General features: G+C 49.5%; 17 protein-coding genes. 9 read left to right on the top strand and 8 right to left on the bottom strand.

Going from position 1 to position 24580, the window contains the following annotated elements; genetic code table 11:
• Both BUB38_RS13945 and BUB38_RS13940 read right to left on the bottom strand, forming a co-directional pair.
• Nucleotides 1-2538 carry an ATP-dependent helicase C-terminal domain-containing protein gene (locus BUB38_RS13945; protein WP_073161349.1) on the bottom strand — a complete coding sequence of 846 codons (2538 nt, stop codon included), beginning with the start codon at nucleotides 2536-2538 and terminating at the stop codon, nucleotides 1-3.
• Nucleotides 2539-2637: 99 nt separating this feature from the next.
• The gene (locus BUB38_RS13940) at nucleotides 2638-3105 is read right to left on the bottom strand and encodes a hypothetical protein (RefSeq protein ID WP_073161348.1); all 468 of its coding nucleotides are present in this window, start codon (nucleotides 3103-3105) and stop codon (nucleotides 2638-2640) included.
• Between the two features lie 88 nt (nucleotides 3106-3193).
• Between BUB38_RS13940 and BUB38_RS13935 the strand changes: the two genes are divergently transcribed.
• From BUB38_RS13935 to BUB38_RS13920, 4 genes are all read left to right on the top strand, one after another.
• The gene (locus tag BUB38_RS13935) at nucleotides 3194-4516 is read left to right on the top strand and encodes a BamA/TamA family outer membrane protein (RefSeq protein ID WP_249269279.1); all 1323 of its coding nucleotides are present in this window, start codon (nucleotides 3194-3196) and stop codon (nucleotides 4514-4516) included.
• Nucleotides 4517-4579: 63 nt separating this feature from the next.
• Nucleotides 4580-5221, top strand: coding sequence for a hypothetical protein (locus BUB38_RS13930; RefSeq protein ID WP_073161346.1), 642 nt, complete (start codon nucleotides 4580-4582; stop codon nucleotides 5219-5221).
• Entirely contained in the window at nucleotides 5214-7565 is a 2352-nt protein-coding gene (locus BUB38_RS13925) for a PEP/pyruvate-binding domain-containing protein (protein ID WP_175547695.1), read from the top strand. Before BUB38_RS13930 ends, BUB38_RS13925 begins: the two co-directional genes overlap by 8 nt.
• 151 nt (nucleotides 7566-7716) lie before the next feature.
• Nucleotides 7717-8307, top strand: coding sequence for an inorganic diphosphatase (locus tag BUB38_RS13920; RefSeq protein WP_073161344.1), 591 nt, complete (start codon nucleotides 7717-7719; stop codon nucleotides 8305-8307).
• Between the two features lie 99 nt (nucleotides 8308-8406).
• On the opposite strand, the gene BUB38_RS13915 is transcribed toward BUB38_RS13920, so the two are convergent.
• Nucleotides 8407-9291: a radical SAM protein gene (locus tag BUB38_RS13915; protein WP_073161343.1), complete on the bottom strand. Its 885-nt coding sequence runs from the start codon at nucleotides 9289-9291 to the stop codon at nucleotides 8407-8409.
• Between the two features lie 45 nt (nucleotides 9292-9336).
• Between BUB38_RS13915 and BUB38_RS13910 the strand changes: the two genes are divergently transcribed.
• The 5 genes from BUB38_RS13910 to BUB38_RS13890 all read left to right on the top strand — a co-directional run bounded on the left by BUB38_RS13910 (nucleotide 9337) and on the right by BUB38_RS13890 (nucleotide 18504).
• Nucleotides 9337-10521 (top strand): hypothetical protein, encoded by a 1185-nt coding sequence (locus BUB38_RS13910; protein ID WP_073161342.1) that lies wholly within the window; start codon nucleotides 9337-9339, stop codon nucleotides 10519-10521.
• Entirely contained in the window at nucleotides 10521-10928 is a 408-nt protein-coding gene (locus BUB38_RS13905; RefSeq protein ID WP_073161341.1) for a hypothetical protein, read from the top strand. The genes BUB38_RS13910 and BUB38_RS13905 overlap by 1 nt, the downstream gene beginning before the upstream one ends.
• Before the next feature lie 83 nt (nucleotides 10929-11011).
• A complete protein-coding gene (smc, locus tag BUB38_RS13900; RefSeq protein WP_073161391.1) occupies nucleotides 11012-14566 on the top strand; it encodes a chromosome segregation protein SMC in 3555 nt (1184 codons plus the stop codon).
• A gap of 302 nt (nucleotides 14567-14868) precedes the next feature.
• Nucleotides 14869-15747 (top strand): DMT family transporter, encoded by an 879-nt coding sequence (locus BUB38_RS13895; protein WP_073161340.1) that lies wholly within the window; start codon nucleotides 14869-14871, stop codon nucleotides 15745-15747.
• A 78-nt stretch (nucleotides 15748-15825) separates the two neighbouring features.
• Nucleotides 15826-18504, top strand: coding sequence for a hybrid sensor histidine kinase/response regulator (locus BUB38_RS13890; RefSeq protein WP_073161339.1), 2679 nt, complete (start codon nucleotides 15826-15828; stop codon nucleotides 18502-18504).
• An 87-nt stretch (nucleotides 18505-18591) separates the two neighbouring features.
• On the opposite strand, the gene fabF is transcribed toward BUB38_RS13890, so the two are convergent.
• From fabF to BUB38_RS13865, 5 genes are all read right to left on the bottom strand, one after another.
• Nucleotides 18592-19845, bottom strand: coding sequence for a beta-ketoacyl-ACP synthase II (gene fabF, locus BUB38_RS13885; protein ID WP_073161390.1), 1254 nt, complete (start codon nucleotides 19843-19845; stop codon nucleotides 18592-18594).
• 79 nt (nucleotides 19846-19924) lie between these two features.
• Nucleotides 19925-21628 (bottom strand): AMP-binding protein, encoded by a 1704-nt coding sequence (locus BUB38_RS13880; protein ID WP_073161338.1) that lies wholly within the window; start codon nucleotides 21626-21628, stop codon nucleotides 19925-19927.
• Nucleotides 21629-21655: 27 nt separating this feature from the next.
• Nucleotides 21656-22429 (bottom strand): DUF2334 domain-containing protein, encoded by a 774-nt coding sequence (locus BUB38_RS13875; protein ID WP_073161337.1) that lies wholly within the window; start codon nucleotides 22427-22429, stop codon nucleotides 21656-21658.
• 285 nt (nucleotides 22430-22714) lie between these two features.
• The gene (locus BUB38_RS13870; protein ID WP_073161336.1) at nucleotides 22715-22984 is read right to left on the bottom strand and encodes a hypothetical protein; all 270 of its coding nucleotides are present in this window, start codon (nucleotides 22982-22984) and stop codon (nucleotides 22715-22717) included.
• 57 nt (nucleotides 22985-23041) lie between these two features.
• Nucleotides 23042-24208 carry a hypothetical protein gene (locus BUB38_RS13865; RefSeq protein WP_073161335.1) on the bottom strand — a complete coding sequence of 389 codons (1167 nt, stop codon included), beginning with the start codon at nucleotides 24206-24208 and terminating at the stop codon, nucleotides 23042-23044.
• Nucleotides 24209-24580 lie beyond the last annotated feature (372 nt).

Genomic DNA, 24580 nt, shown 5'->3' with positions numbered 1-24580 from the left:
CTAGAGAACGGATTCCGGCCAGGGATGCTTGGGGTATCTGCCGCGAAGTTCCTTGCGGACTTCGGCGTAGGTGTTCTGCCAGAATCCTGTTAAGTCCCAAGTTTTCTGAATGGTTCTGAAGTTTGGGGCAAGAATATCGTAGCGGACCTTCAACTTTCCGTCGGCAATTTTATGTTCGCCTCGCAACTGCATCAAGTCTTCGATGCGGGCGGAAACTTCTACGAGAACGCCTTCAGCACTTTGGGTAACGAGATTGCTGCCGGGGGTTCCCGGTTCCGGTGCTTCAACTTCCTGATAACTGTAGCGAGCTTTCTTGCCGTTGGGGAGAATGTAATGGTCGGGGAAGGTCTTGTGAAGCCATTGCAACATGGATCGTCCGAAGTAGTCTTCAAGAATGGCGCGGTAGCGGTCTTCGTTCAGGTCGCGTAGCAGGAAGATGCCGTTGGCGAATTCATCAAAGATCAGTTCCATATCTTCTTCATTGAATTCAGGAAGGCTGAATTCTGGATACAGTTGTGCGGCCAGTCGCATCTTGATTAGAAGAGTCTGCAGATTTTCTGTAAGGTAACGCCCGGTCCAGTTTTCCTTTTCCAGCTTTTCTTTCCAGGCGCTGACGGTCAGTTCCTTTAGCTGATCAAGAACGGCGGGGGAGGCTTCCTGAGGGAGAATTTCCCGTTCGACTGTGCCGCGGATTTCCTTTCCGATAAAACGTTCCTGGCCACTACGCCAAATGAGTTCGTAGCGGGCTTCTTCGTCCTCGTTTTCTAGAAGACTTCTAGGAACGGGAACGTAAAGGTTTAGACGGAGTTCCGTCTTGGTGCCTGCAGCGGCGCCAGAGCTGGTGCGGAGCATGGTCATGGCTAGCAATGCAAAGGGCGGTTCCGGATGTTGCAGGCGGATGACATTCTGGTTGGGAAGCTTATAGGATCCGTTACTGGACGTGGGGGAGGCAAGCCTATCGGAGTAGGCCTTCATTAGCATCTGGATGGTTTCGGTTTCGTTGTCTGCGCTTTTCTTGAAGTTCTCCTTTTTGCAATAGTCTTGCAACTGTCGCAGCGTTAGTGAAACTTCGCGGGGAGTGTTGTTGCCGTGTCCAGAAGAATCGCCTGCCAACATCAGTAGGTTGGTGGGCTGCTTGTTCTTTTGCAACGCTTCTGTGCCGCCGTGAATCCATGCCATTGCAGACAAAGTTAAATTACTGATTCCTGCAGGCTTGGACTTGATTAAAACGTAAGCCAGCTGAACATCGGAAAGGGGGGACTGAACGGCCTGCAGACCCAATTCCGTAATTCCATTTTCGTCGACCATGTCCAATTCTTGCAGAAGTTCCTTCGCGACGATTTCTCGTTTTTCGGGAATAGCCGTCGGCAGAACCAATCCATTCTCGCCTCTAGTTCCTTCTCTCTCGTCTAAGAAACGTTCCAGTGCGGACTTCTGTAACAAGAATTCGGAAGGTTCAATTTGGGTAACTTCGGGAATGATTCCGCGGGGCATTCTGTTTTCTGATTCTTCGCTCCACAGTCGGATGCAGGCTCCGTTCTGTGTACGGCCTGAACGTCCGGAACGCTGGATGGCATTCTGCATCGAGATGGAGGCTGTGCGTAGTACGTTTACTTTCTGGCTGTCGTCGTATTCGGAAATTCGTTCCACGCCGCTATCTACCACGCCGCTAACGTTGGGAACGGTGATGGAGGTTTCGGCAATATTGGTGGTAAAGATGACGCGGGGGCGTTCCGTTTCTTCGAAGATTCTGTCTTGAACATCACGTTCCTGACCGCCATACAGATCTAGAAATTCTGCTGCATTGCCCATGGATTCTTCGGCTGCAGTGTGGCATTTAGAAATTTCGGCTTTACCGGGGAGGAATACCAGTGTGGTTTTCCAGACATTGCTGCGGTACAGGGACTTGAGGGCCTTGACCACTTCACTTTCGAGGGAGGAACCTGCTAATGGGGTTTGATGTAAAATCTGGACCGGATAAAGAGGGTGTCCCAATTCCAGACATTTTACGCCTAGGGCATTTTCCATTTCTTCGCGATTCAGCTTTGCTGACATGACCGCAATTCGCGGAACTTTATCACTGTTCTTTTCGCGTCTTTCGTCTTTCGTCTGTAGTCTAAGCAGGTAGCTGAACAGCAAATCCATGTCCGACTTGCGCTCGTGGTATTCATCGAAAATAACCCATTCGGCGTCCATTTTCCCGTGGAGAAGTTCCTGCAGAAAGTTTCCGTAGGTCTGGAACAGAATGCGGGTTTCTGCGCTTTTGCAGGTGTCCTGTCTGAATTGATAGCCTACGGTCTTGCCACAAGGTTCGCCGTGTAATTTTGCGGAATACTGGGCCAGGGAAAGAGCAGCGATGCGTCGGGGCTGCAGTACTACCACACGACCTGTACAATGCTTCGAAAGGAACCAGGGAATATATAGGGACTTGCCGGAACCGGTGGGCGCTTCAACCAGTAGATTTCTGGTTTGGTCAATCGCTTCGATCAGTTTGGATTCTTCTTCGGCAATGGCAAGGTCTTTGTATGTTCGGAACATCTTGTTTCGTGCGGTTGAATTTTGAAGTCTGCTTTAAATGCTTATGAAAAAAGCGCGACCTTGATCGCGCTTAATCTTTATCCTTTAACCTTTAATCTACTAGGTCTTGGGGAAGCGGAGCTTTTCGCCGGTGGCGACATCGTTGTAAGGCTTCTTGCCGGCCTGGAACTTCTGGTTAATGACCAGGTTGTCGATACGGCGGCGGAGGCCCTGTTCAGTCTTGCAGAAGAAATAGGCAACCTGTGTGGTGCCCGGCACCAGGAACATGGCCAACTTGTACTTTTGCTTGACGGCGTTGCGGAACAGCTTCAGGTCTTCCTTCTTGGGGATGACGTAGGTGGCGCCTTCCTTGACTTCGCAGATCATGTCGGCATCTGCCAGCAGGGCATGAGACTTCTGCTTGAGGGCGGCGAAGTTGGGCTCGGTTGCCTTCTTGATGGTTTCGAGACTGAATGCTCCACCACCTTCCTTGAGGGCCTTGCGGAGTCCGCGAATTGCGAAGACTGCAAAGACGATAATGACTAGTGCGATAAGATAGGGCCAATTGTTGGCAAGAAAGTCTAACATAAAAACCTCGGGTTTTCTCCTTGACGAAGCCAAAGATAGAAAAAATGAAATGTGTTTTTTTATCTTTGTACTATAAATTTGAGGATTTGTGAAGATAGTTTTTGCCCCATTACATTTTTTGGAAGCCTTGCTGCTTTTGTTGGCGCTTTTTTTGATGGTCCCGTCTGTTGGTGCTGTCTGTGTTGATGGGTCGATTATCAAGAAAATAGAACTGGGTGGTCTAGAACATACAAATGAACGCGTGGTGCTGCGTGAATTGCAGAATCGTGAAGGCGAACCCTTTTCTACAGAGAAATTTGAGTCTGAAAAATTAAAACTTCAGGATCTGGATTTATTCACGGAGATTTCCGCAAACTGTGAAAGTGCCGATAATGGCGGCGGGATGGTCCTTCATTATTCCTTCAAGGAAATTTTCCGCTGGATTCCCGCTCCGGCGGGGAAGACGACTGACCGCGACGGGCTCATGATCGGCCTTGCCTTGGCAAATCTCAATGTGCTTGGTGAGGACATTCGTGCCGAGGTCCAGTACCGTACTGCAATAGACCCGATTTTTGAAAGCAACGAATATGCCTTCTATGCAAGTTCGCCGTACTTGTTTGGACTCCCGGTGGGCTGGAATTTCGAATTCTTGCGGACCGATAGCTGGGATGACTTGCGTTCCTTTCAGGACGATAGCTACCTGGCCGATCTGGATGTAGAATATCAGGTGCTTTCCCGACTTTCGCTGCTGGGAACGGTGGCGGTTCGTTATTTGGAGAAGGCGGCGTGGCTTCCCGAAGCGGGCCTTGGCTTTGCCTTTGATTTCCGCGATAGTAAACTGGACAGCCGCAAGGGTGTGTATTTTGAGTACATGATGACTCACGTAGGCTATGGAGACGATCATGATGCTGATTGTACTGTGGAAAGCTGTGACGACATGGGCGGCGAGAACTACTGGGAACTGCTGACGGATGCACGCGCCTATTATACGGCATGGCGCTTTATTACTGGGGCTACGGCTCTTGTTCGTATTCGTCCAGGCGATGTAGAACGTTACGATTATTTCTATCATGGCGGAACCAATACCTTCCGCGGACATGAAGCCGACAGCAATAGTTTAGGCGTCCACGAGGCTCTTCTGACTTTGGAAGAACGTTTTGTGTTGCGCGAACGTAAGGCGGCTTCTCTCTGGGGAATCAATTTCTTCTATGGTTTGCAGCTGGTGGCTGGCCTTGATGGAAGTCTGCTTTGGGACAAAGGTTCGCCAAGCTGGAAGAACTATGAAGGTGCCGTTTACGGTGGCCTGCACTTGGTGATTCCCGCCTTGGACCGTGTGCGTTTTGAAGTAGGCTATAGCCCTGACCGTAAGGAACCTAAGTTCTATTTCGGACTTTTCGACAAGACGACTTCTGCCCGCTGGCGCAGTCGATAATTTCTTGATTTACGATTTATAAAAATTTTTTTATTTTATTTCAAAAAATTAGGAGTAGAAAATATGAACTTAAAATTTATCCTGTCCATTGGCGCACTTGCTTTATTTGCTGCCTGCGGTGATGATTCCTCTTCCAACTCTTCTGCAGATCCCGTAAAGAACGATGATCCCATGTCCATCTTCGAAGTCCGTAAGCCGGATTCCGTGAAGGTTTCCTATACCGACGAAGATGGCAAGCCTGCTTCTGAAAAATTCATGCAGCAGGATTGGATTTGCACTTTTAACTACGAAGGTGAAGATGGTTACTTCTACATTCAGTCTTCTGTAGACGAAGTGGAAATGTTCATGTCTGTTGTTCCGGTTTCCTCTGAAACTGAAAAAGCTGAACTTTATGTGAATGGTAAAATGGTGCCTGTTTCTAAGGCCGAGTATAGCTGGGGTGGAAACCATCATAACGATAACATCTCCTTTACCTACAAGGACAAGGTGTTCAAGTTTTACCACTCTTCCTTTGGCTTTGGATGGCGTTCTTGCCAGGAAATGGACTGTCTGCAGGTTTTCAAGGCTGACGGTGAAACTGAAATCAAGGATGGTTGCACTTCAGAACGCTCCTTGCCTGTTGTCTGTAGAAATGTTGATGAAAAGGGCCGCGTAAGTAGCTTTGATGATACTTTTGAAAAGTGCCCTGGTGATTTTGATGATTAATCTGAAAAAATATCGTAATTGTTTTATGGCCACACTAAGCGCAGTGGCCTTTTTTTCGGCTTGTTCCGATGACAGTTCTTCTTCTTCGGTGAACGAGGAATTTTCTGGTCTGCATATTAACGCTTCTGGTGCGAAACTTGAGAGTTTTTTTGTCGGAGTCGATGAACAGCAAATTTTATGTCCGGGATCGGATAGTGACAATCTGAAGTGTACTTCTTCGGGTGTCTCTATTTCCTTTGACGTAGGCGATTCTGCCGATGTGGTGGTGAAGGCCTGGGGAAACGAATTCTTTGCCGGAAAGCTGGGCGCGGACAAGGATCGTAATATCGATGTTTCCTTGAGTCGCCTTGACGAATTCAAGAATACTGCAGATGAAGCTTCTGGATTTACTGCTGATGAAGGTTACGATGCTTTCTTGAAGAAGGCTTATAAGTCGTCGACTGAAATTGGCCGAAGCTACCTGGTCAAATTCATCATTACGGATTTTGATTCCAAGAAGCCTGTGCTGCATTTGCAGAATACCGGCAAGCATTCTCTGCATTATGAATTTGCAAAGAAGGTGCTGAAGGATTCCCGTAGCTTGTCGGAATTTGAAAGCGATGTTTATTACAGCACGAAAAAGAAGACTGTGGCAGGAACGTTAGTCTATTATGCGGCTCAAGATTCCATGATCGCCCTGACGTTCTTCCCGACAGACAAGATTAGTGCAGAACTGGTGGCGAAAACTCATCGCATTATTGAATCCCGTCTGCAGTTCCTGAATGTGGGAACAAAAAAGAATCGCCTGTATTATATGCCGTCGGGTAGCGTGGCCGAATCTGCGGCCGAAGATTACGCTGATGAATTTAAACGGTTAGACGTTCCCGTGTACACTCATGCCCAAATCTTTGGAGACGTCAGTCTTCAGATTATGAATACGGGTGTCGCTTACGGTACTCTCAGAAAGTTTACCGCCGATGAACTGGATACGGCTATTGTTTCTTCCCATGATATTTTAATTCTTGAAACCCTGCCTGCCGAAATTCCGCTGGTGGCTGGCGCTATCAGCAAGGATGCCCAGACTCCGCTTTCTCATGTGAACCTTGCGGCCAAGGCTCGTAAGACTCCCAACATAGCCTTTAACGGGCATGAACTGCCGGACTCCCTTCTGGCTCTTTGCGATAGCCTGGTGAAGCTGACGGTCAGCACCACGTCCTATACCGTAGAAAAGACGACCTTGAAAGAAGCTAAGGAATATTGGGAAAGTCTCAAGAAAGAAAAGACGATCCTCTCTTATGACTTGAGCGAAAAGGGATTCCCCGATTTCAAGGATCTTGGTTTTAATTCTGCGGGATTCGTAGGCGTCAAGGCAGCAAACCTGGCTGAACTTCAAAAGTTTATTCCCGAAAATTCTCCTGATGGTTTTGCGGTACCGTTCTATCATTACGATAATTTCATGAGCTATGCCCAGGTGACGGAATCTCTTTGCCTTCGCTCTCAAAAGGATTGCAAGAAGGAAGGTCGCTCTTCTGAAATTTGCGATTACATCGAGACCCTGTGCGAGTCTGCTGTCAAGGACGATTCCTTGCCGCTGAAAAAGTACATCGCCGCTGTAACTGCTGACGAAAAGTTTGAATCAGATACCCGTACAAGGGAAGCTGTTCTTGATAATATCCGTTACATGATCCGCCATATTCCCGTAGACGAAAAATTCGGTACGGAACTGGATGAAAAGGTCTACAAGATTTTTGGGGAGACTCCGGTGCGCTTGCGTTCCAGCACGAACTCCGAAGACCTTGATGAATTTAATGGCGCAGGACTTTATAAGTCAGTAAAGGCGACCCGCGAGCCTAAGGATTTGCCCTCCGATGAAATTCGTAAGGTCTGGGCCTCGGTTTGGAGCTTTAAGGCCTACGAGGAACGAACCCTGTGGAACATCGACCATTTCTCTGTGCAGATGGCTGTTGCCGTACATGGAGCCTTCATCGATGAAGCTGCCAATGGTGTCATTGTTACCCAGAACATCGCAGACTTCTCTGTTGCCGGCATTTATGTGAATGTGCAGAAGGGTGAAGTTTCCATTACGAATCCCGAAAACAATTCCAGACCCGAAATTTTCTCTATCGTTCCTGCGGCCAAGGGCGTTCAGAAGGTTCTTCTGCAGAGCTCCACGTTGTCTCCGGATGAACCCGTCTTGACTGATTCCGAGGTGACGGAACTCTATGGCTTCGTCGAGAAAATCCAGACTCATTTCGCCAAACTCTACAAGAAGAGCGCCGATGAGCTGATTTTGGATATTGAATTTAAGGTGATGGGCGACGAACGCGAACTGATGTTCAAGCAGGCACGCCCCTATATCCTCTAGATGTTGAGAAAACGGTGAGCGAGAACAACATTATCTCAATGTTAGACCCCTTACCGCTTGACGTTTAGGATTATAATACTAAATTCTTATTACAAAATTTGATGGATTATCAAAAGATGAAGAACTCAAGGTGAGTTCTCGTAGGAGAAAAATGGCTATTAACTATTTGGATTTGCCCATCGGCAAGAAATATCCGTACGAAGTGGATTGTGTTGTGGAAATTGGTAAGGACACCAATTTGAAGTACGAATATGATGAACGTCTTCATGTTTTCCGCTTGGATCGTTGCCTTCTGAGCTCCATGAGCTACCCCTGTACTTATGGCTTTATCCCCAGCACCAAGGCCGATGATGGCGATGCTCTGGATATGCTGATTTACAGCCCCGCCTCCATGATGACCGGTACCGTCTGCAGTTGCCGCGTGGTTGGCGCTCTGGACATGACCGACGGCGGCAAGAAGGACTACAAGGTTCTTGGCGTTCCCGTATTTAACCCGCGCCCCATTCACGACATCAAGGATGTGGACCAGATGTTCCTCCGCATTACCAAGAACTTCTTCCAGAACTACAAGGAACTGGAAGGCAAGGATGTTCAGATTGGTGAATGGAAGGATGCCGCCTTTGCCCGCGAAAAGGTAATCGCCGCCCATCGTGCCTATTTCCAGAACCAGGTTCAGATTCCCGAAACCTGCTACCAGGAACCTGAAGCCGACACAAACCTCCCGCCTGAAGAGTTGATCTAAGGCGAGTGCCGCGACGGCAATTTTGCTGATTTTGAAATTTGGCGAAATTAAGAAAAGCCCGCTTCGACGCGGGCTTCTTTTATATGGTTTAATTTTACTTTAGAAAATTCGAACCTGTACCGGCAATTTTTCGTTAATCTTTTTGGCGACCGCTTCCAGGAATTCCTTGGGGAGAGGGAGGACGTCGGGAGTGGCCGTCTGACGGATAACGGTGTACAGCTGAACTTCTACGAAGTTCTTGGGTGCCGCTGCGTAAATTCGCTGGAGGTGTCCGATGTACTGTTCGATTTCTGCGTCGGTGGGAACGTCTCCCTGAAGGCTGCATAACATGGTCTGGATGCAGATGGGGTACAGCTTGATGACCTTTTCCAGGTTGTTCAGGATAGTTTCGAACTTGACTGCGGAGCGGTTCATGCGCTTGTACCATTCTTCGGTACCGGCGTCCAGCTTGGCCCAGATTTCACCGTCACTTTCCAGCAGGTAGGCCAGGGCATCTTCGACTTTCTCGTTCCCGAGGCGGCTGGCGTTTGTAATCAGGCGGAGCTTGAACTGCCCTTCGTTTTCCTTCTGGAGTTTGCGCATGCGCTTGCACACTTCGGGGAATTCCTTGACGATGGTGGATTCTCCATCGCCAGAAAGGCAGATGTCCTTTAGAATCTTTTTGTCTTCGGGAACGTGTCCAAAGAAATCGCACTTGCTGAATTCGCCGGACTTGTAGAATTCCAGGAATTGACGAAGCTCCCGCTCCACGCCGTCGATATCGATGGCGACACTTTCGTGACCTTCTTGCGGGCCGCTCTGGCAGTAGGCACAGGCGAAGGAACATTTGTGGTCGGGATTTAGGTTTATACCTACCGATAAACCACCTGCGCGACGGCTAATGACGGGGTAGACCCAGGTGTTGTCTTTCCACATGCGGGAATGATCGCTCCATGCGGCGATCAGGGCCTTGTTCTGTTCCTGTGCTTTTTCTTGCTCGTTCATGGGCGCAAATATAAATTTTTCCCCGGCATTTTCTAGATTTGGGTTATGCGAATCGGAAATCTTTTTAAAGGTCTGGCTGTGTTGCTTGCTGCAACCACTTTTTCCTTTGCAGATAGCGTGACTCCAGAAGCACTTTCTGCCGGTGGTGCCGTAACTCGTGACCGTCAGTTGACCGAAATCTCCCAGATTTTGCGTGGGGGGCGTGGTGGTTATATCGATGCCGGTTTTTACTATTTGCCTTCTGCCGAGCAGATGCCTCTAGAAAGCAAATATGGCGAACATGATGGATTTGCTTTCAGGCAACATATGGCTGGTTTCTTCTCGGGCGATGTGGGCCCCGAAAGGTATTTCGGTTTTGTCCTTTGGTTCGACCGTTCCGGTTGGGATGGCGAAGATTTCGTTCTCTTCCCCCATTATACCGATTATTCCCTGGTCCGTTCTACAACGACTTGGGGTATGGTTTATACCGATGTAAAGTCTAACGCTACAATTGCTGCCGGTATGCAGCATTCCAATGTTGAACATGTAGGAAATATTTATGCCGACGAAAGCGATTCTTTGGCATACAGCTGGGGTTATTTCCGCTGGGGCAATTTTAGCGCAAGTGGAAGTTTCTACCGTACTTCCTGGCGGAACGCCCATGTGAATCTCGACCTGGAAAGCCGTTCCGTTTATGGGGGCCGCCTTTCTGGACCTTTGACTTACTTGCCCAATTTTGACATCGGATTTTATAATGGTCATGGGGAAGATTCCATCCGCGTCACATGGGAGCAGAACCTTTTTGCCCAACGTCTGTATGGAAAGGTCTCCTTTGATTTCCCTGATGGCGAATTCCATTCCGCTTCGTTGGCCTATTATCCGGATCCTTCCCGCATGATCGGCTTTGAAGCCACTTGCGTGCGTCGCGGTGTGCGCAGCGGATTTAAGGACCTGCTGTGGGGTGGTGCCGTAGACTTATTATTTGTACGTCTGGCTTACAATTCTTCTTATGACTATGACAATTTCTTTGGTGCCAAGGGAACCTTCATTGCCGAAGTCAAGTTTGGCTTGGCCGCTCTTGATGGTTTCCTGTTTGGTCGCGGTGCCGCAAGAACGGCTCCCCTGGAAACGGAAATCCTGAAGGAGAAGAATAAGTCCAAGTCTTCTGAAGAAAGCGGTTTCTCGTTGAATCCTGGATCATCCAAGACTATCGAGGCTAAGGGTATCCGCTACGAAAAGGGAGGTAAATAATGCGATTGCAGATAAAGTCTTTCCTTGTTTCAAGGTTTGCTGTACTTATTGCGATTCTCATTCTCCCATTGGTCTTGACCGGGTGCATTTCCCATTGGTTCCTTGAATCTTCTAGCCGACTCCAGATTGAAAATGGTACCGAGGATTATTCCATTGTGCGAGTTGATATCCTGGCCAATGATGGAACGTCCAAGAAGTGGATCGACGAAGTTATCCTTCCTGGCGAAAGGAGCCGGGTGGTCGAAGAGGATCTGGTGGGGGAATTTACCCTCCGTTTCAAGTACACCAAATCCAAGGACGGTTCGGGCAAGGTTTATGCCGATGATCGCTCCTTTGACTTGGATGGGGGGAGCCTCTATATGGTTGTTGAAGCGGATGGAGACTCGCTAACCTATCGATTCCGTTAGAAATTCCCGTAAAGCTTGACTTATGAACGTTTCGTAACCTGTTGGTGCGAAACGTTTTCTGCTTATTTTCTAAATTTGCCGCCGTGCAGATTACAAAGCTAAAGATTTTTGGTTTTAAGTCCTTTGCCCAAAGGACCGAAGTGAACTTCCCCACGAAGGGTCTTACCGCCGTGGTGGGCCCTAACGGTTGCGGTAAATCCAATATTACCGACGCTATCCGCTGGGTGCTTGGCGAACAGAAGGCCGCCGCACTTCGTATGGGCAAGATGCAGGACGTGATTTTCAGCGGTACCGAAGAACGTGCCGCCATGAGCCTTGCCGAAGTATCCATCGTGATTGATAACAGCGACGGAACTTTGAATTCTGAATATTCCGAAGTGATCGTGACCCGTCGCGTCCATCGTGATGGTTCCGGTGAATACCTGATTAACAACCAGGAATGTCGTCTTCGCGATGTGCATGCCTTGCTTTTTGACTCGGGTCTGGGTTCCAGTACGTATTCCCAGATGAACGCCGACATGATCAAGGCTGTGCTGTCTGACAAGGCCGACGACCGCCGCGTGCTTTTCGAAGAAGCAGCCGGCGTTAGCAAGTATAAGCAGCAGCGTAAGGAAACCCGCCGCCAGCTGGAACGTGTGCAGATGGATATGGATCGTGTGGAAGACAATCTGCGCAGTGTCCGCCGTTCTGTCCGTCAGTACGAAACCCAGGCTGAAAAGGTTAACGAATTTAAGCGTTTGAGCAAGCGCCTCCGCGAATTGGATCTTTCTGTCAGCGTCGACAAGTACGAAGATATGAAGGAAGGTCTTTCTACTCTGGATACCACCACCAAGCGAATGAACCACGAGGTGGAAAGCGCCAAGACCAACGCAACGGTGCTCCAGGCCAAGATTGACGAAAAGAAATTGTTGATCGCCGAAGATGAAACCGCATACCGTGATTTGGAACGCGATGTTCAGAAGGCCACCATCGAACTGAACGACTTGAATAACAACATCGGTCGTATCCGTGATGTGGTGTCTAGCCTGGAATCCGCCAACGATCGCGCCCAGGAAGAAATTAGCCGCAACCAGTCCAAGGTCGAGGAATTGACCGTGGAACGTGGTCGCCTTGAAGAAGAAAATGCGGCTCTGGGTTCCGACAACGAAATGGACGAACTGAATGCCCTGCTGGAACGCGAACGGGAAACCTTGCAGGTTATGCGTGATAAGCTGGATGACTTGCGCCAGCAGTCTAGGGAACTTTCTAACCAGCGTCTGCAGGCAACCAACAAGGCCAACTCTCTCAAGAGCCGCTTTGAACGTATGGATGCCGAAGCCGCCCTGCTCCAGGGAAACTTGACCCGCTGGCAGGGGGAACTGGAAAACCTGAATAACCAGAAGAATTCTGCCCAGGACATTATCCGCGATATCCAGGAAAATATGGATAGGGCAGATGAAGATATTGAACGTCTGACCGAACAGAAATCTACCCGTGAAGAACGTCTGGAAGCCGGCAAGGCTGACCTTCAGGAAGCCCAGAAGAAGTTACAGAATCTGCGCAACGAAGAGGCTCGCCTCCAGTCTAGAATTGACGTACTTCAGAGCGTGGCCAACGAAGGAACTGATGCCAGCCGTTGGCTCATGGAGAACAAGGCCGACGTGGTTGGTGGCCTTTTGAGCGAACGTATCGAGGCCGCTCCCGAATATGCTTCCCAGGTGGAAGCCGCCCTGGGCGACTTGATGGATGCCGTGGTGGTGGCCAACGATTCCGCCGTGGTGGACGTGGTCAATTCCATGAAGGGCTACAATGTGGGCAAGGCCCTGCTGGCCCTGGCAAGCGATAGCGCTCCTGCATACACGGGAACCGTTTCCGGTGAAGGAGTTGTGGGCTGCCTGAATGACTTTGTAAAGGCTGATCCCGAAATCGGTCCCTGGCTTTCTGGAATCCTTTCCCGCTACTTTGTGGTGGATTCACTGCAGACGGCCTTGAACTTCGCCCGTTCCATGCGTGACGAGGATCTTTGCTTTGTGGCACCCGATGCCATTGTCCGTACTAGCGGCCTGGTTTCCAGCGGTGCGGCGACTTCTGGAGCCTTGTCTCGCAAGAATGAAATTGCCGAAGCTCTGGAACTGCTGGAAAATGCCCAGTCCGAAGCTTCCCAGATGGAAGATGAAGTGGCCCGCATCCAGGAACTTGTGGATGAAGATAGCCAGATGCTTGCTTCCCTGGCCGATGAAATTCGCGAAAAGCAGGATATGAAGCGTGGCGGTACCGCAGGCCTTTCTATCCAGAACAATACGGTTCAGAACTGCGACCGTCGCATTGCCCAGCTTGAAAATGACATCCGCAATGCGGAAAGCAAGATTCAGGCTGCCGAAGAATCCAAGAACAGCGATGCCGAACTTCAGGAAGCTTCCGCTACGATGGAACGTGTGGAAGCCGAATACTCCAGAGTCAACGACGAACTGACGGAACAGGATACCATGTATCGCGAGAAGGAAGAAGATGTCCGCGAACTGGAACGTTCCGCCAACGACAAGAACGCCCGCCTGGCTCAGAACGAAAACCGCCTGAAGAGTATTGCCGATCAGATCGGTTACCTGGAAAATTCCATCAGGAACCGTTCCGAAGAAATGGAAAAGAATACCATCGCCATCGAAAAGAATAACGAAGATGGCCGCGAACTTGAAATCCAGATCCAGTCCAAGGATTCTGCCCTCCGCGATCTCGAAGGTCAGCGCGACTTGGCCAAGGAAAAGTTCGACCTGGTTTCTGGCGACCTTGAAGAATGGCGCTCCGAGGTAAACCGCCTCCGTGACGACATGATCGAGAAGATGAAGGAATTGAACGACGTGGGCCGCCGTCAGGAAGCCTTGCAGGCCAACCTGGACCGCCTCGTGGAACGCGTGACCAACGAATACAATTTCGACCTTTCTAATCCTGAAGACTTTGAACGTGTGGAATACAGCCAGCCCGAAGCTGACCGCGAAATTCGCGAACTCCGTGGCAAGATCAAGGAACTGGGCCCCATCAACGTGAACGTGATGGAAGACTACGAAGACGAAAAGAAACGTCTTGAAGAAGTGGAAAAGCAGTTCGACGATTTGGACCGCGCCCGTGCCTCTCTGGATCGTACTATCACCAAGCTGGACGACATCGCCCGCAAGCGCTATCTGGATACTTTCGCACGCATTCAGAAGAACTTCCAGTTCGTGTTCAGTAAGCTGTTCCTGAATGGCGAAACCAAGATGAGTCTTATCGAAAAGGTAGACGAAATGGGCAAGCCCATGGATATCCTGGACGCCGATATCGAAATTAACGTCCGTCCTACCGGTAAGAAGATGCGTGGCATCAAGGCCCTGTCTGGTGGTGAACATGCTTTGACCGCAACGGCACTGCTCTTCGCCATCTACATGGAAAAGCCGTCTCCGTACTGCGTGCTGGACGAAGTGGATGGTCCTCTGGACGACGCTAACGTGGGTCGTTTCATGGCCCTCCTCCGTGAATTCAGCAAGCAGACCTTGTTCATCGTGGTGACCCATAACAAGCGTACCATGGCTGAAGCCGATATGCTGTACGGCGTGACCCAGGAAATCAAGGGTATTTCCCGTATTGCTAGCGTTCAGCTTGCCGATGCAACTAAGTTCGCGATTTAAGACCGCTCGCGCTAAGGCTGGAGAAGGACATCCTGTAGGCGCTCGCTCTCGCAACGGCAGCTCGTTAATACGAGCTGTCTTATGCTCACGTAAGACCGCTCGCGCTAAGGCTGGAGAAGGACATCCTGTAGGCGCTCGCTCTCGCAACGGCAGCTCGTTAATACGAGCTGTCTTATGCTCACGTAAGACCGCTCGCGCTAAGGCTGGAGAAGAACGTCCTGTAGGCGCTCGCTCTCGCAACGGCAGCTCGTTAATACGAGCAGCCTTATGCTCACGTAGTACTAAGGTTCGGGGGTGCGCCTTTGCTTAGTAATTCGGTAAAGGGCATTTTTTACGGGTGTGGTGCCGCCATCTGTTACGGCACTAATCCGTTGGGAGCCTTGTTCCTGTATCGCGAAGGGTTGTCCCCTGAATCGGTGCTGTGCTATCGCTTTGCTACGGCCATTGTGCTGCTGGCTCTGCTGATGTTGTTCAACCGCAATCGGTTCGCCATCAAGAAGGCTGAGATTCTTCCTCTTGCGGTTCTTGGATTCCTGTTTGCCTTTTGTGCCCTGACTCTTTTTGCGGCTTTCAATTACATGGATGCAGGACTTGCCTCCACGCTACTTTTTCTTTATCCGTTAGAAGTAGCCCTTATGATGGCCCTCATCTATAAGGAACGCCTAACCGCCAAAACCGGTGCCGCCATCGCTTTGTCTCTTTTGGGGATCGGTCTCCTGTATCGAGGTGGGGAAGGGGGTATGCCCCTGAGTTCCATCGGGCTTCTGCTGGTATTCCTTTCTTCTTTCACTTACGCCATTTATATCGTGTTCGTGAACAAGGCCAATTTGCAGATGGGACCCCTGAAGCTTACCTTCTACGTGATGATTTTCTGCCTGTTGTTCCTTACGCTGTATTCCGTGAGCCTTGGGTCGGGGCTTCCTCCCTTGCTGCAGTCCCCGTCTTCGTACGGGTGGGCCCTGATGCTTGGTTTTGTACCTACCGTGTTGTCTCTGGTACTGATGACCAAGGCGGTTAAGATTGTGGGTTCCACTTCCACGGCGATTATGGGTGGCCTTGAACCTCTTACGGCTGTGGTTATTGGGGTTTGCGTTTTTGGAGAAACGCTGACTATAAGACTTGCGTTGGGTATTTTGCTGGTTCTTGCCTCGGTTGTCGTGTTGGCCGTAAAGAAAAAGTGATAAAACTATCGGCATAATTACGAGTTGTAGTAATAGGACGTTTGCATACGGCCTATTTTTTTTATAAGATTAGAGTATATGGTTTTGTTGAATAAAATAAAGGATTTTGCTCTTTTTGCCGGCTTTACTCGTGAGCAGTATTCTCAGGCTAGCGAACTTTTTCCGGAATCCAACCGAAAACTTTTGATGGCTTTGTCTTTTTTGCTGGGTACGGTCGTGCTTGCCCTGGCTCTGGCAGCCATATTCTGGGAAAGCCGCGGTGTCATGGTGAGCTCTCTTGCCTACATCGCCTTTTCTGTGCTGAATTACGGCATGTTCTTTATTTCCTATAAGTTTGGCGTCTCGTTCCCGAAGGTCATTCTCCCTTTTTGCTATGTGGTCTTGATTTCGTGCTACATTCTTGCGATTTATGCCGGATGTGCCCATGGGCCTAGGGGATTGGCTGTGGCCATGGCGGCTATGGTGGTTGTCCTTCCGATTTTCTTTTACGATTTGCCCCTTCGAATGATCGGGTTGAATATTGTAGGTACCGGGGCTTTCCTGGTTTGCAGTCACCACGTGAAGGATTACGAAATCTTTTTGGCGGATGTTGTTGACGTTGTTCCCTTTGCTGTGGCCGGTTGCATGCTTTGCTACGTGATAAATCGAACCAAGGTGAATGACTTACATCAACGTAAGGAACTGGCGAAGCAATCTGCAAAGATTGACGAGTTGAACTTCAGTCTCATTGCCCGAAACAGCGAACTGGAAACGAGCCTTGAACATGAACGTCTGAACTCCTCGGTGATTCGTTGTCTGGGTAACCCTTTTTATGCCCTCTACCTTTTTGATCTAGAAAAAAAGAACTTCAAGGAAATCAAGTCTACAGAGGCAATTCGTAACCTGGTTGGTGTAGAAGGGGATGCAAGACAGGGATTCTACCTGTTGACAGAAAAGACGGTGTCGGCCGAAGATAAGGCTGCCATCAGTCGTTTTACAGATATTGATACCATGCAAGAACGATTGAGGGGCAAGAACACCATTACAGAGGAATTCCTTGGGGTTTTCTCGGGCTGGAGTCGTGCCCTGATTATTCCTCTGACCTTGAACGAATTTGGTGATACGGTTGAGGCTCTATTTTGCGCACGTTCCATTAACGACGAAAAGCAGGCTTTGCTTCGTCAGGAACATTTGCAGAAGTTGAATGAGTCCATCAAGTCGGGCATGTGGAATGTTGATTTTGATGAGGCTGGCGAGATTGTCTCGTGCTACCGTAGTGAAGCCTACCGCAAGATGATGGGGTACTCTTCTATTGATGAGTTCCCGAATACGTTGGACGCCTGGTCGGAGCGGCTTCACCCCGAAGACCGCGATATTATCCTTAATTCTTTCTGGACTGCGGTATACGACAGGTCTGATCGAATTGTATACGATGTAGAATATCGAGCCAAGATGAAGAATGGGGTCTACCATTGGTTCCATGCGGCTGGGCGTGTGACTAGACGTAAAAATGGATCGCCCATTTCGATGATCGGTGTGTTTATCGATATCAATAACCAGAAAGAAATGGAACTTCAGCTGGAACAGCAGCAGGCAACCTTGCGGGACGCCTTTGTGACTGCACAGCAGGCCAGCGCCGCCAAGTCTGCTTTCCTGAATAACATGAGCCATGATATTCGAACTCCGCTGAACGCAATCCTTGGTTTCTCTAGCCTGGCCAGTACTCACCTAGATGAACGTGAGCAGTTAAAGGGCTACATCTCAAAGATTTCTACAGCCGGTCGCCACTTGCTGGAACTGGTGAACGATGTCCTGGATATGAGCCGCATCGAAAGCGGTAAGGTCAAGATCGATGAAGCTCCTGCCAGCATTTCTGCGATGATCCGTGAAATCGAGACCATCGTCAATGAAAGCTCCAAGGAAAAGTCTCTAACCTTGATTTTTGATACCAGTGAAGTTATTAACGATTCTGTCTCTTGCGACAAGTTGCGACTGAACCAGGTTCTTTTGAACTTGATGGGAAATGCAATCAAGTTTTCTCATGATGGCGGTCATGTTTCCTTGCGAGTTAAGCAGAAGGGGGCCGCTGTTGACCAGTCTGCCGCCTACGAGTTGGTCGTAGAAGATGATGGCATCGGAATGAGTGAGGAATTCCTGAAGCACGTATTCGAACCTTTTGAACGTGAGAAGACTTCGACGGTCAGCGGCATTCAGGGAACGGGCCTGGGCCTTGCCATTTGCAAGAACATCGTGAATATGATGGGCGGAACCATTTCTGTGCAGAGTGAATCTGGGAAGGGGACCAAGTTTACGGTTTCACTCAGCTTCAAGATCGAGGAAACGGTTGTTGTCGAAGAGCCTGATGTCAAGATCGAGAATATTGCGCCCAAGAGTTTCAAGGGTCTGAAGGTCTTGCTGGTAGAAGACAATGAACTGAACGCGGAAATCGCCCAGAGTATTTTGCAGGAAGCAGGCTTTGTGGTGGATACCGTGGGAGACGGTTCTGTTGCCGTTGAACGAATCCGTACCGCGGAATTGGGGCAGTATGACGTAATCCTTATGGATGTGCAGATGCCTGTTATGGATGGCTACGAGGCGACCCGCCAGATTCGTGCCATGCACCGTTCCGGAATTTCTAGCCTGCCTATTATTGCCGTAACTGCAAATGCCTTTGAAGAAGACCGCTTGCAGGCTTTGCAGGCGGGTATGGATGGTCATGTAGGCAAGCCTATCGAGATTCCAAAGCTGTTGAAAACTCTGGAATCTGTGCTTCGCTAAGTCCCAGGCGAAAACACCTGAAAGAACTACGAAAAAAAATCCGCGAGTTTGACTCGCGGATTTTTTTGTGTTCATAAGGTTTGAAGTTTATTCTTCGAACTTCTTAATAATCACGATACCGTTGTGACCGCCGAAGCCCAGGGAGGCAGAGGCTGCACAGTCGATGTTGCCCTTGACGCCAACATTGGGAACGTAGTCCAGGTCGCATTCCGGATCCGGAGTTTCGTAGTTGATGGTGGCGGGGTAGAAGGAGTTGCAAACAGCCAGGGTGGTAATGATGGCTTCGCAGACACCGGCGGCACCTACGCAGTGACCGGTCATGCTCTTGGTGCTGGATACCTTGATTTCGCGGGCGCGCTTTTCGCCCAGGGCAATCTTCAGCATGGCGGTTTCAGTCAGGTCGTTCAGGTGGGTAGAAGTACCGTGGGCGTTGTAGTAGTCGATATCTTCGGGAGTAACGCCAGCGTCCTTCATGGCGCGTTCGAAAGCCTTGGCGCAGATGGAACCATCGGGGCGGGGGCTGGTAATGTGGTAGTTGTCGGCAGAAGCGCCGTAGCCAGCCAGTTCGGCGTAGATCTTGGCGCCGCGGGCCTTTGCGTGTTCCAGTTCTTCGAGAACGAGAACGGCGCCGCCTTCACCCATGATAAAGCCGGAACGGTCCTTGTCGAAGGGGCGGCTAGCCTTTTCGGGGCAGTCGTTGAACTTGTCGGTGAGGGCGTGCATGCCGGCGAAGGCCTTGATGGAGTAGTCGGTAATACCGCTTTCGGAACCACCGGCAAGGCAGACGTCCAGACGACCGGAGCGGACTGCATCCAGGGCAACGCCGATAGCGTCGGTACCGGAAGCGCAAGCAGTTGCAATAGTCCAGGCGCAACCGTTAATGCCCAGGGCGATGGTCACGTTGGCAGCGGCTTCGTTGGGAATCAGTTCGGCCATAGCCAGCGGAGAAACGCGGCGCTTGTTGCCATCTACATACTGGTTGAAGGTGCTGTCGAGAATGTCCATGCCGCCGAGACCGCTACCTGCGATGACGCCGGTGGTATCTGCGTGGAGGATTTCTTCGGTGAGCTTGGAGTCGGCGACGGCTTCGTTGGCGGCAGCCAGCAGGAACTGAGTGAAGCGTGCCATGCGGCGGGCTTCCTTAGGGTCGATCCCGTGTTCTTCGGGCTTGAATTCCTTGACTTCTGCGGCAATCTTGACGGGGCAGTTGGTGGCGTCGAACAAGGTGATGGGGCCTACGCCGCACTTGCCTTCTTCGATGGCCTTCCACAGGTCATTAACGTTCTTGCCAACGGGTGTAACAGCACCCATACCGGTAATCACAACTCTTCTTCTGTTCATAGAATTCTCGTTAAAAGTTTTGGTCAAATATAGAAATCCCAGCGCATTTTACGCCGGGATTCCTTAGACTTTGTCCTGTTTACTTTTCGGCTCCGGTAGCTTCGGACTTTGCTTCTGTCGTTGCCTTTTCCTTGTCGTTGTCGCGGATAGTGGCGCGACGGATCTTGCCACTGATGGTCTTGGGCAGTTCAGAAACGAAGTCGATGTAGCGGGGGCTCTTGTAAGCTGCAGCCACCTTCTTTGTGAACAGCTGGATTTCCTTGGCCAGTTCCTTGGAAGCCTCGTAACCCTTGTGGAGCACGATGGTTGCCTTAACGGCCTGGCCGCGGGCTGCGTCTTCTACGCCAGTCACAGCCACTTCCATAACGGCAGGATGCTGATGGAGAACTTCTTCCACTTCAAAGGGACTTACGCGGTAGCCAGAGGTCTTGATCAGGTCGTCGGTACGTCCCACGAACCAGAAGTAACCATCCTTGTCCTTCCAGGCGGTATCGCCGGTGTGGTAAACACCACCTTCGAAAACCTTCTCGGTACGTTCCGGATCGCGGTAGTAGCCGCCGAACAGGCCGAAGGGCTTGCCGCCATCGATGCGGATGATGATTTCGCCCACTTCTTCAACGCCGCAGGAAGTTCCGTCGGGGTTGATGATGTCCAGGTTATAGCCGGGGGAGGGGCGGCCCATGGAACCGGGCTTGGCTTCCATCCATTCGTAGTTGCCGGTAATGAGGGTGGATTCGGTCTGACCGTAACCTTCGCGAAGTTTATGGCCGGTCTTTTCGAGCCACCTATTGAAAATGTCGGAACTGAGAGCTTCGCCTGCGGTAACGCAGTAGGTGAGGCTAGACAGGTCGTACTTGCTCAAATCCTGCTGCAGCAAGTAGCGGTAGGCGGTAGGAGGTGCGCAGAATGTGGTAATCTTGTATTCTGCCATCTTTTCCAGCATCTTGCCGGGGATGAACACCTTCATGTCGTATACAAAGACTGCGGAACCTGCAATCCACTGACCGTAGATCTTGCCCCACATGGCCTTTGCCCAGCCGGTTTCTGCAATACTCAGGTGACGTCCGCCATCTACGACGTGCTGCCAGAAACGTGCGGTATTGATGTGTCCCAACGGGTAGGTAAAGGTGTGGGCCACCATCTTGGGGTTGCTGGAAGTTCCGCTGGTAAAATAGACCAGCATGATGTCGTCATTCTTGGTAGCTTCTTCGCCGACCGGACGGGGAAATTCCGGAGACATGATTTCGTAGTCGTCGTAGAAGCTGATCCAGCCTTGACGGGCCTGGCCGATAGTCACAAGCTTTTCTACGGAGGAGCACTTAGACTTGGCGGTCTCCACTTCCTTCTGGAGGGAGGGCTCGTCGTAGGATACCACCATCTTGATTTCTGCAGCATCGAAACGGTATTCTAGATCGTGGGCGGAAAGCATGTTGGTGGCGGGGATGACGATGGCGCCAATGCGGTGAAGGGCTATGATGAAGAACCAGAATTCATAGCGACGGCGGAGGATAAGCATCACGCGGTCGCCCTTCTTGATTCCCTGTTCCTTCAGGAAGTTTGCTGTACGCTGGGAGGCACGGGAAAGGTCCTTGAAGGTGAAGATATGACTTTCGTCGTTATCGTCGCACCATACCAGGGCTTCGCGTTTAGGTTCGTTCTTTGCGTACTCGTCTACGACGTCGTAAGCGAAGTTGAAATTGTCGGGGATAGAAATCTTGAAGTTCTCGTGGAGATCTTCATAGGAATTGTAGTCAACTCGACTTAAAAATTTGTTTAAAATCATCATTCGTTCCGTTATGATTATGGACGATTACAGGTCCTTGTACATCACTTTTTCACGCATGGTGGATACGTAACGGATTAAGTTCAAAATTCTCTTTTCGCCAATGGTAAAGAAATCCTTCTGGTGGAATACCAGACGGGGAATGCCGCCGGGGAGCATCATGGTCAGGCAGGCTCTGGTCTGGGCGATTCCCAGAAGAACATCTGGGACGATGGAGAAGCTGAGAGCCTTGGATGGAATCTTCTTGATGGAGCCGTCTCTCTTGCTGTAAATAAAATGCAGGTCTTCGTAATTGTCGAACTGTTCCAGAGCCTGTTCACGCAGGTGGCGGTTGCCGAACCAGATGGGCGGGACAAAGCCAGAGGGAATGGCGTGGCTGCAGTTGGCCTTCCAAAGGGCAAGGCTGCGTTTCAGGAGGGCGATGGTGAATTTTTCATCGAGACCGGCGAATTCGGCTTCGTTGCCGGAAATCCATTGGGCAATTTTACCAACCCAAGTTCTGTTGACTGCCAGGTCTGCACGGTGATGTGCCCCGTGAATCATGATTTCGTAGCCTTCGTCAACGAACTGCTGGATGGTTGCCTGGAATTCTTCGGCTTCGGATTCCGGAACACCGCCGATGGAGGGGACCACGGCGATACTGATGGGGGAACCTGCAGCTTCAGCCAGCTTGCGGATTTGTGCGGAAGCCTTCTTGAAATTCTTCGCATTGAAGTTATGATAGCACAGAATGAACTTCTTTCGCTTGTTGCGATATTCTTCAGCAGCTTGAAGGTCGGCAATATCCTTATTGATTTCCATAATAAACCTTTGGTGTTCTCGTTAAAGATTGTCTTTGTCGAGCTTGTTGTTGACGAAAATGTGGAATGCAGCAAACAGGGCGGCTGCGACAACGGCCAGTCTGCAGATCATCTTGCTAAAGGAATTTTCCATATTGGACTCCGTTTAATTTTTTTATAAAATAGAATAAAATGAAGGCGGAAATTCGCTTGAGATGTTTTTTTAACTTATGAAAAAGTACCTTGCAAATTCAAGGATTGTAAGTTTTTTATAAGTTTGTTTTTTTTTGGTAAAATTTCGCTTTTTTTACGGTTCACGGTTCTCGGCGACCCAAATTTTGACCGTGCTATTGCTTTCAACTATAGCGTGCAGGTAATGTAGGCCGCTAATTAGGTGTCCATGGGAGTCCAGTTCCAGGCAAACTCCATAAGTGTCGAACCGCCCCTTCTTCATCTGGATGGCGGTGGCATGAACCCAGGATTCATCGACGGATTCGTCGCTTAAGCTATTGGCGATGAGACCTCGGGCTGTTTCTGGGTCAATGTCTCTGAGTGAGCGTGTTCTGGCAGGAATCATATATGCAAAAATAAAAAATACCGCCAGTTTCTTTCTGGCGGCATCCTTTTAAATGGGCTAGTTTTTAAGTAAACTTTCGCTGAACCATTCCGAATAGATTATGTTGTAATCGCCCCCGTTGGACCATCGAGCGCTTAAGACGCTTTGGGAGGATAAGACTGTTCTGTCATTAATGATGTTTTCGCAGTCCTCGATAAGGAATTTTGCAGACGTAAAAGTGTCAAAAGAAAGATCGAGATATTTTATCTGGAGAACCATTATGGTGTCTGAAGAAACCTTGGTAAGGACGCTTCCTGTAGGTTCGTTGAGTGGTAATGCGACCACGTAGTATTTACAGGATTTATCCCTTTTTGAAAAATGTCCGATTGAATCCGTTTTAGGGAAACAGGAGGAAATATGCTTTCTATCGACGGGATAGATATTGTTGTCTATGTCTGGGTAGGGGTAGGAGCTCGTGGAATCCTGATTCGTTTGACACTCCGAATCCGAGATATATGCCATTACATGTTTGTCGAAGGACAAATCTTCTGGGTCGGCATACTGCAGTGCGAGACGATTCAGTGTATTGACCGTTGTATCAACAACGACAGGATCCGCCTTGGGGTCATGTTTGTTTGGAAGAGTTATTTCGGGCTGCTCTTGGGGCTCGGCTTCGTTAACGATCTTGCAGCTGAGGTCCATTGATTTGCTAAATGCTTTTTCTACATCATCAATGGATGTGGCCTCAGTTTCTGTTACGCAGGCGTAATTGAAGCTGTTTCCCTTAATATAAAGTGAATCTGCTATGATGTTTACATCGTCCTTTCCGCCTGTGCAGGCTTTTGACAAGTTGATAACCAGACTGTCAATGTTGGCTGCTAGATGGCGGCCAAAGAAAGCCATGTTGAGTTGTCCTTGGCTGATTTTTGCGATACCGATAATACCGGAATAATCGGGCTCGTATGGAATTACGGGACATGATGCTTTTACGGCGTTTTCTTTTTTATAGATTTCAATGTTTGTTAAACCTACCGAACGGCTGTCTGTTTTGGACGTGCTGAGGGTGAGTATTTCTTTCAAGTCGATGGCGATGCTGCTTGACGATTTTGTGTCGGCTTTTGGGGCAGAACTACTGCTTGTAGTTTCGTTGTCGTCGATAGAACTTCCTGAAACCTGATCGTCCGAACATGCCATGAACATCAGCAGGCTTAAAATCCCTGCGGTGGTAAAGAATATTTTTTTCATGTAAACCTCCTAACCTTAAAAAAACGTGCTTTTGGGGTTCCCCAATTGCATTTTCATCCCCGAATATACCTTCTTTTCTTAATAAAAGCTATACTTTTTTTTATTCAAAAAATGAATGGCGCTAGTTAAAAAACACACCCCATTAGAAACTGAGATTTACCTACCTAAAAACTGTATCTTAGATACTTGGTCTAACCTAATTTTTGTTAGGTTAGACCATTTTTTTGGCTCTTCATCAACATGTGTGGGTGGCTTCGCCACCCTTTTTTGTTGACTTTCGCCTAAATTAAACAAAAAATGGGCTATTTTCTAAAATTCAATCGCCAAAAAAAAACAGAAGAAAAAGCCCATGTCAAAATTATACGAATCCAT

It is taken from the genome of Fibrobacter sp. UWH5 (genome assembly GCF_900142505.1).
In the GTDB taxonomy this organism is placed as follows: Bacteria; Fibrobacterota; Fibrobacteria; order Fibrobacterales; family Fibrobacteraceae; genus Fibrobacter.
The sequence above is the reverse complement of the archived record's forward strand: the minus strand, read 5'-3'. Positions and strand labels throughout refer to the sequence as shown.

Excerpts from the sequence above, each read along its gene's own strand:
- BUB38_RS13945 (WP_073161349.1), bottom strand. The coding sequence starts at position 2,538 with ATGTTCCGAACATACAAAGACCTTGCCATTGCCGAAGAAGAATCCAAA.
- BUB38_RS13940 (WP_073161348.1), bottom strand. The coding sequence starts at position 3,105 with ATGTTAGACTTTCTTGCCAACAATTGGCCCTATCTTATCGCACTAGTC.
- BUB38_RS13930 (WP_073161346.1), top strand. The coding sequence starts at position 4,580 with ATGAACTTAAAATTTATCCTGTCCATTGGCGCACTTGCTTTATTTGCT.
- BUB38_RS13925 (WP_175547695.1), top strand. The coding sequence starts at position 5,214 with ATGATTAATCTGAAAAAATATCGTAATTGTTTTATGGCCACACTAAGC.
- BUB38_RS13920 (WP_073161344.1), top strand. The coding sequence starts at position 7,717 with ATGGCTATTAACTATTTGGATTTGCCCATCGGCAAGAAATATCCGTAC.
- BUB38_RS13915 (WP_073161343.1), bottom strand. The coding sequence starts at position 9,291 with ATGAACGAGCAAGAAAAAGCACAGGAACAGAACAAGGCCCTGATCGCC.
- BUB38_RS13910 (WP_073161342.1), top strand. The coding sequence starts at position 9,337 with ATGCGAATCGGAAATCTTTTTAAAGGTCTGGCTGTGTTGCTTGCTGCA.
- BUB38_RS13905 (WP_073161341.1), top strand. The coding sequence starts at position 10,521 with ATGCGATTGCAGATAAAGTCTTTCCTTGTTTCAAGGTTTGCTGTACTT.
- BUB38_RS13890 (WP_073161339.1), top strand. The coding sequence starts at position 15,826 with ATGGTTTTGTTGAATAAAATAAAGGATTTTGCTCTTTTTGCCGGCTTT.
- fabF (WP_073161390.1), bottom strand. The coding sequence starts at position 19,845 with ATGAACAGAAGAAGAGTTGTGATTACCGGTATGGGTGCTGTTACACCC.
- BUB38_RS13880 (WP_073161338.1), bottom strand. The coding sequence starts at position 21,628 with ATGATTTTAAACAAATTTTTAAGTCGAGTTGACTACAATTCCTATGAA.
- BUB38_RS13875 (WP_073161337.1), bottom strand. The coding sequence starts at position 22,429 with ATGGAAATCAATAAGGATATTGCCGACCTTCAAGCTGCTGAAGAATAT.
- BUB38_RS13870 (WP_073161336.1), bottom strand. The coding sequence starts at position 22,984 with ATGATTCCTGCCAGAACACGCTCACTCAGAGACATTGACCCAGAAACA.
- BUB38_RS13865 (WP_073161335.1), bottom strand. The coding sequence starts at position 24,208 with ATGAAAAAAATATTCTTTACCACCGCAGGGATTTTAAGCCTGCTGATG.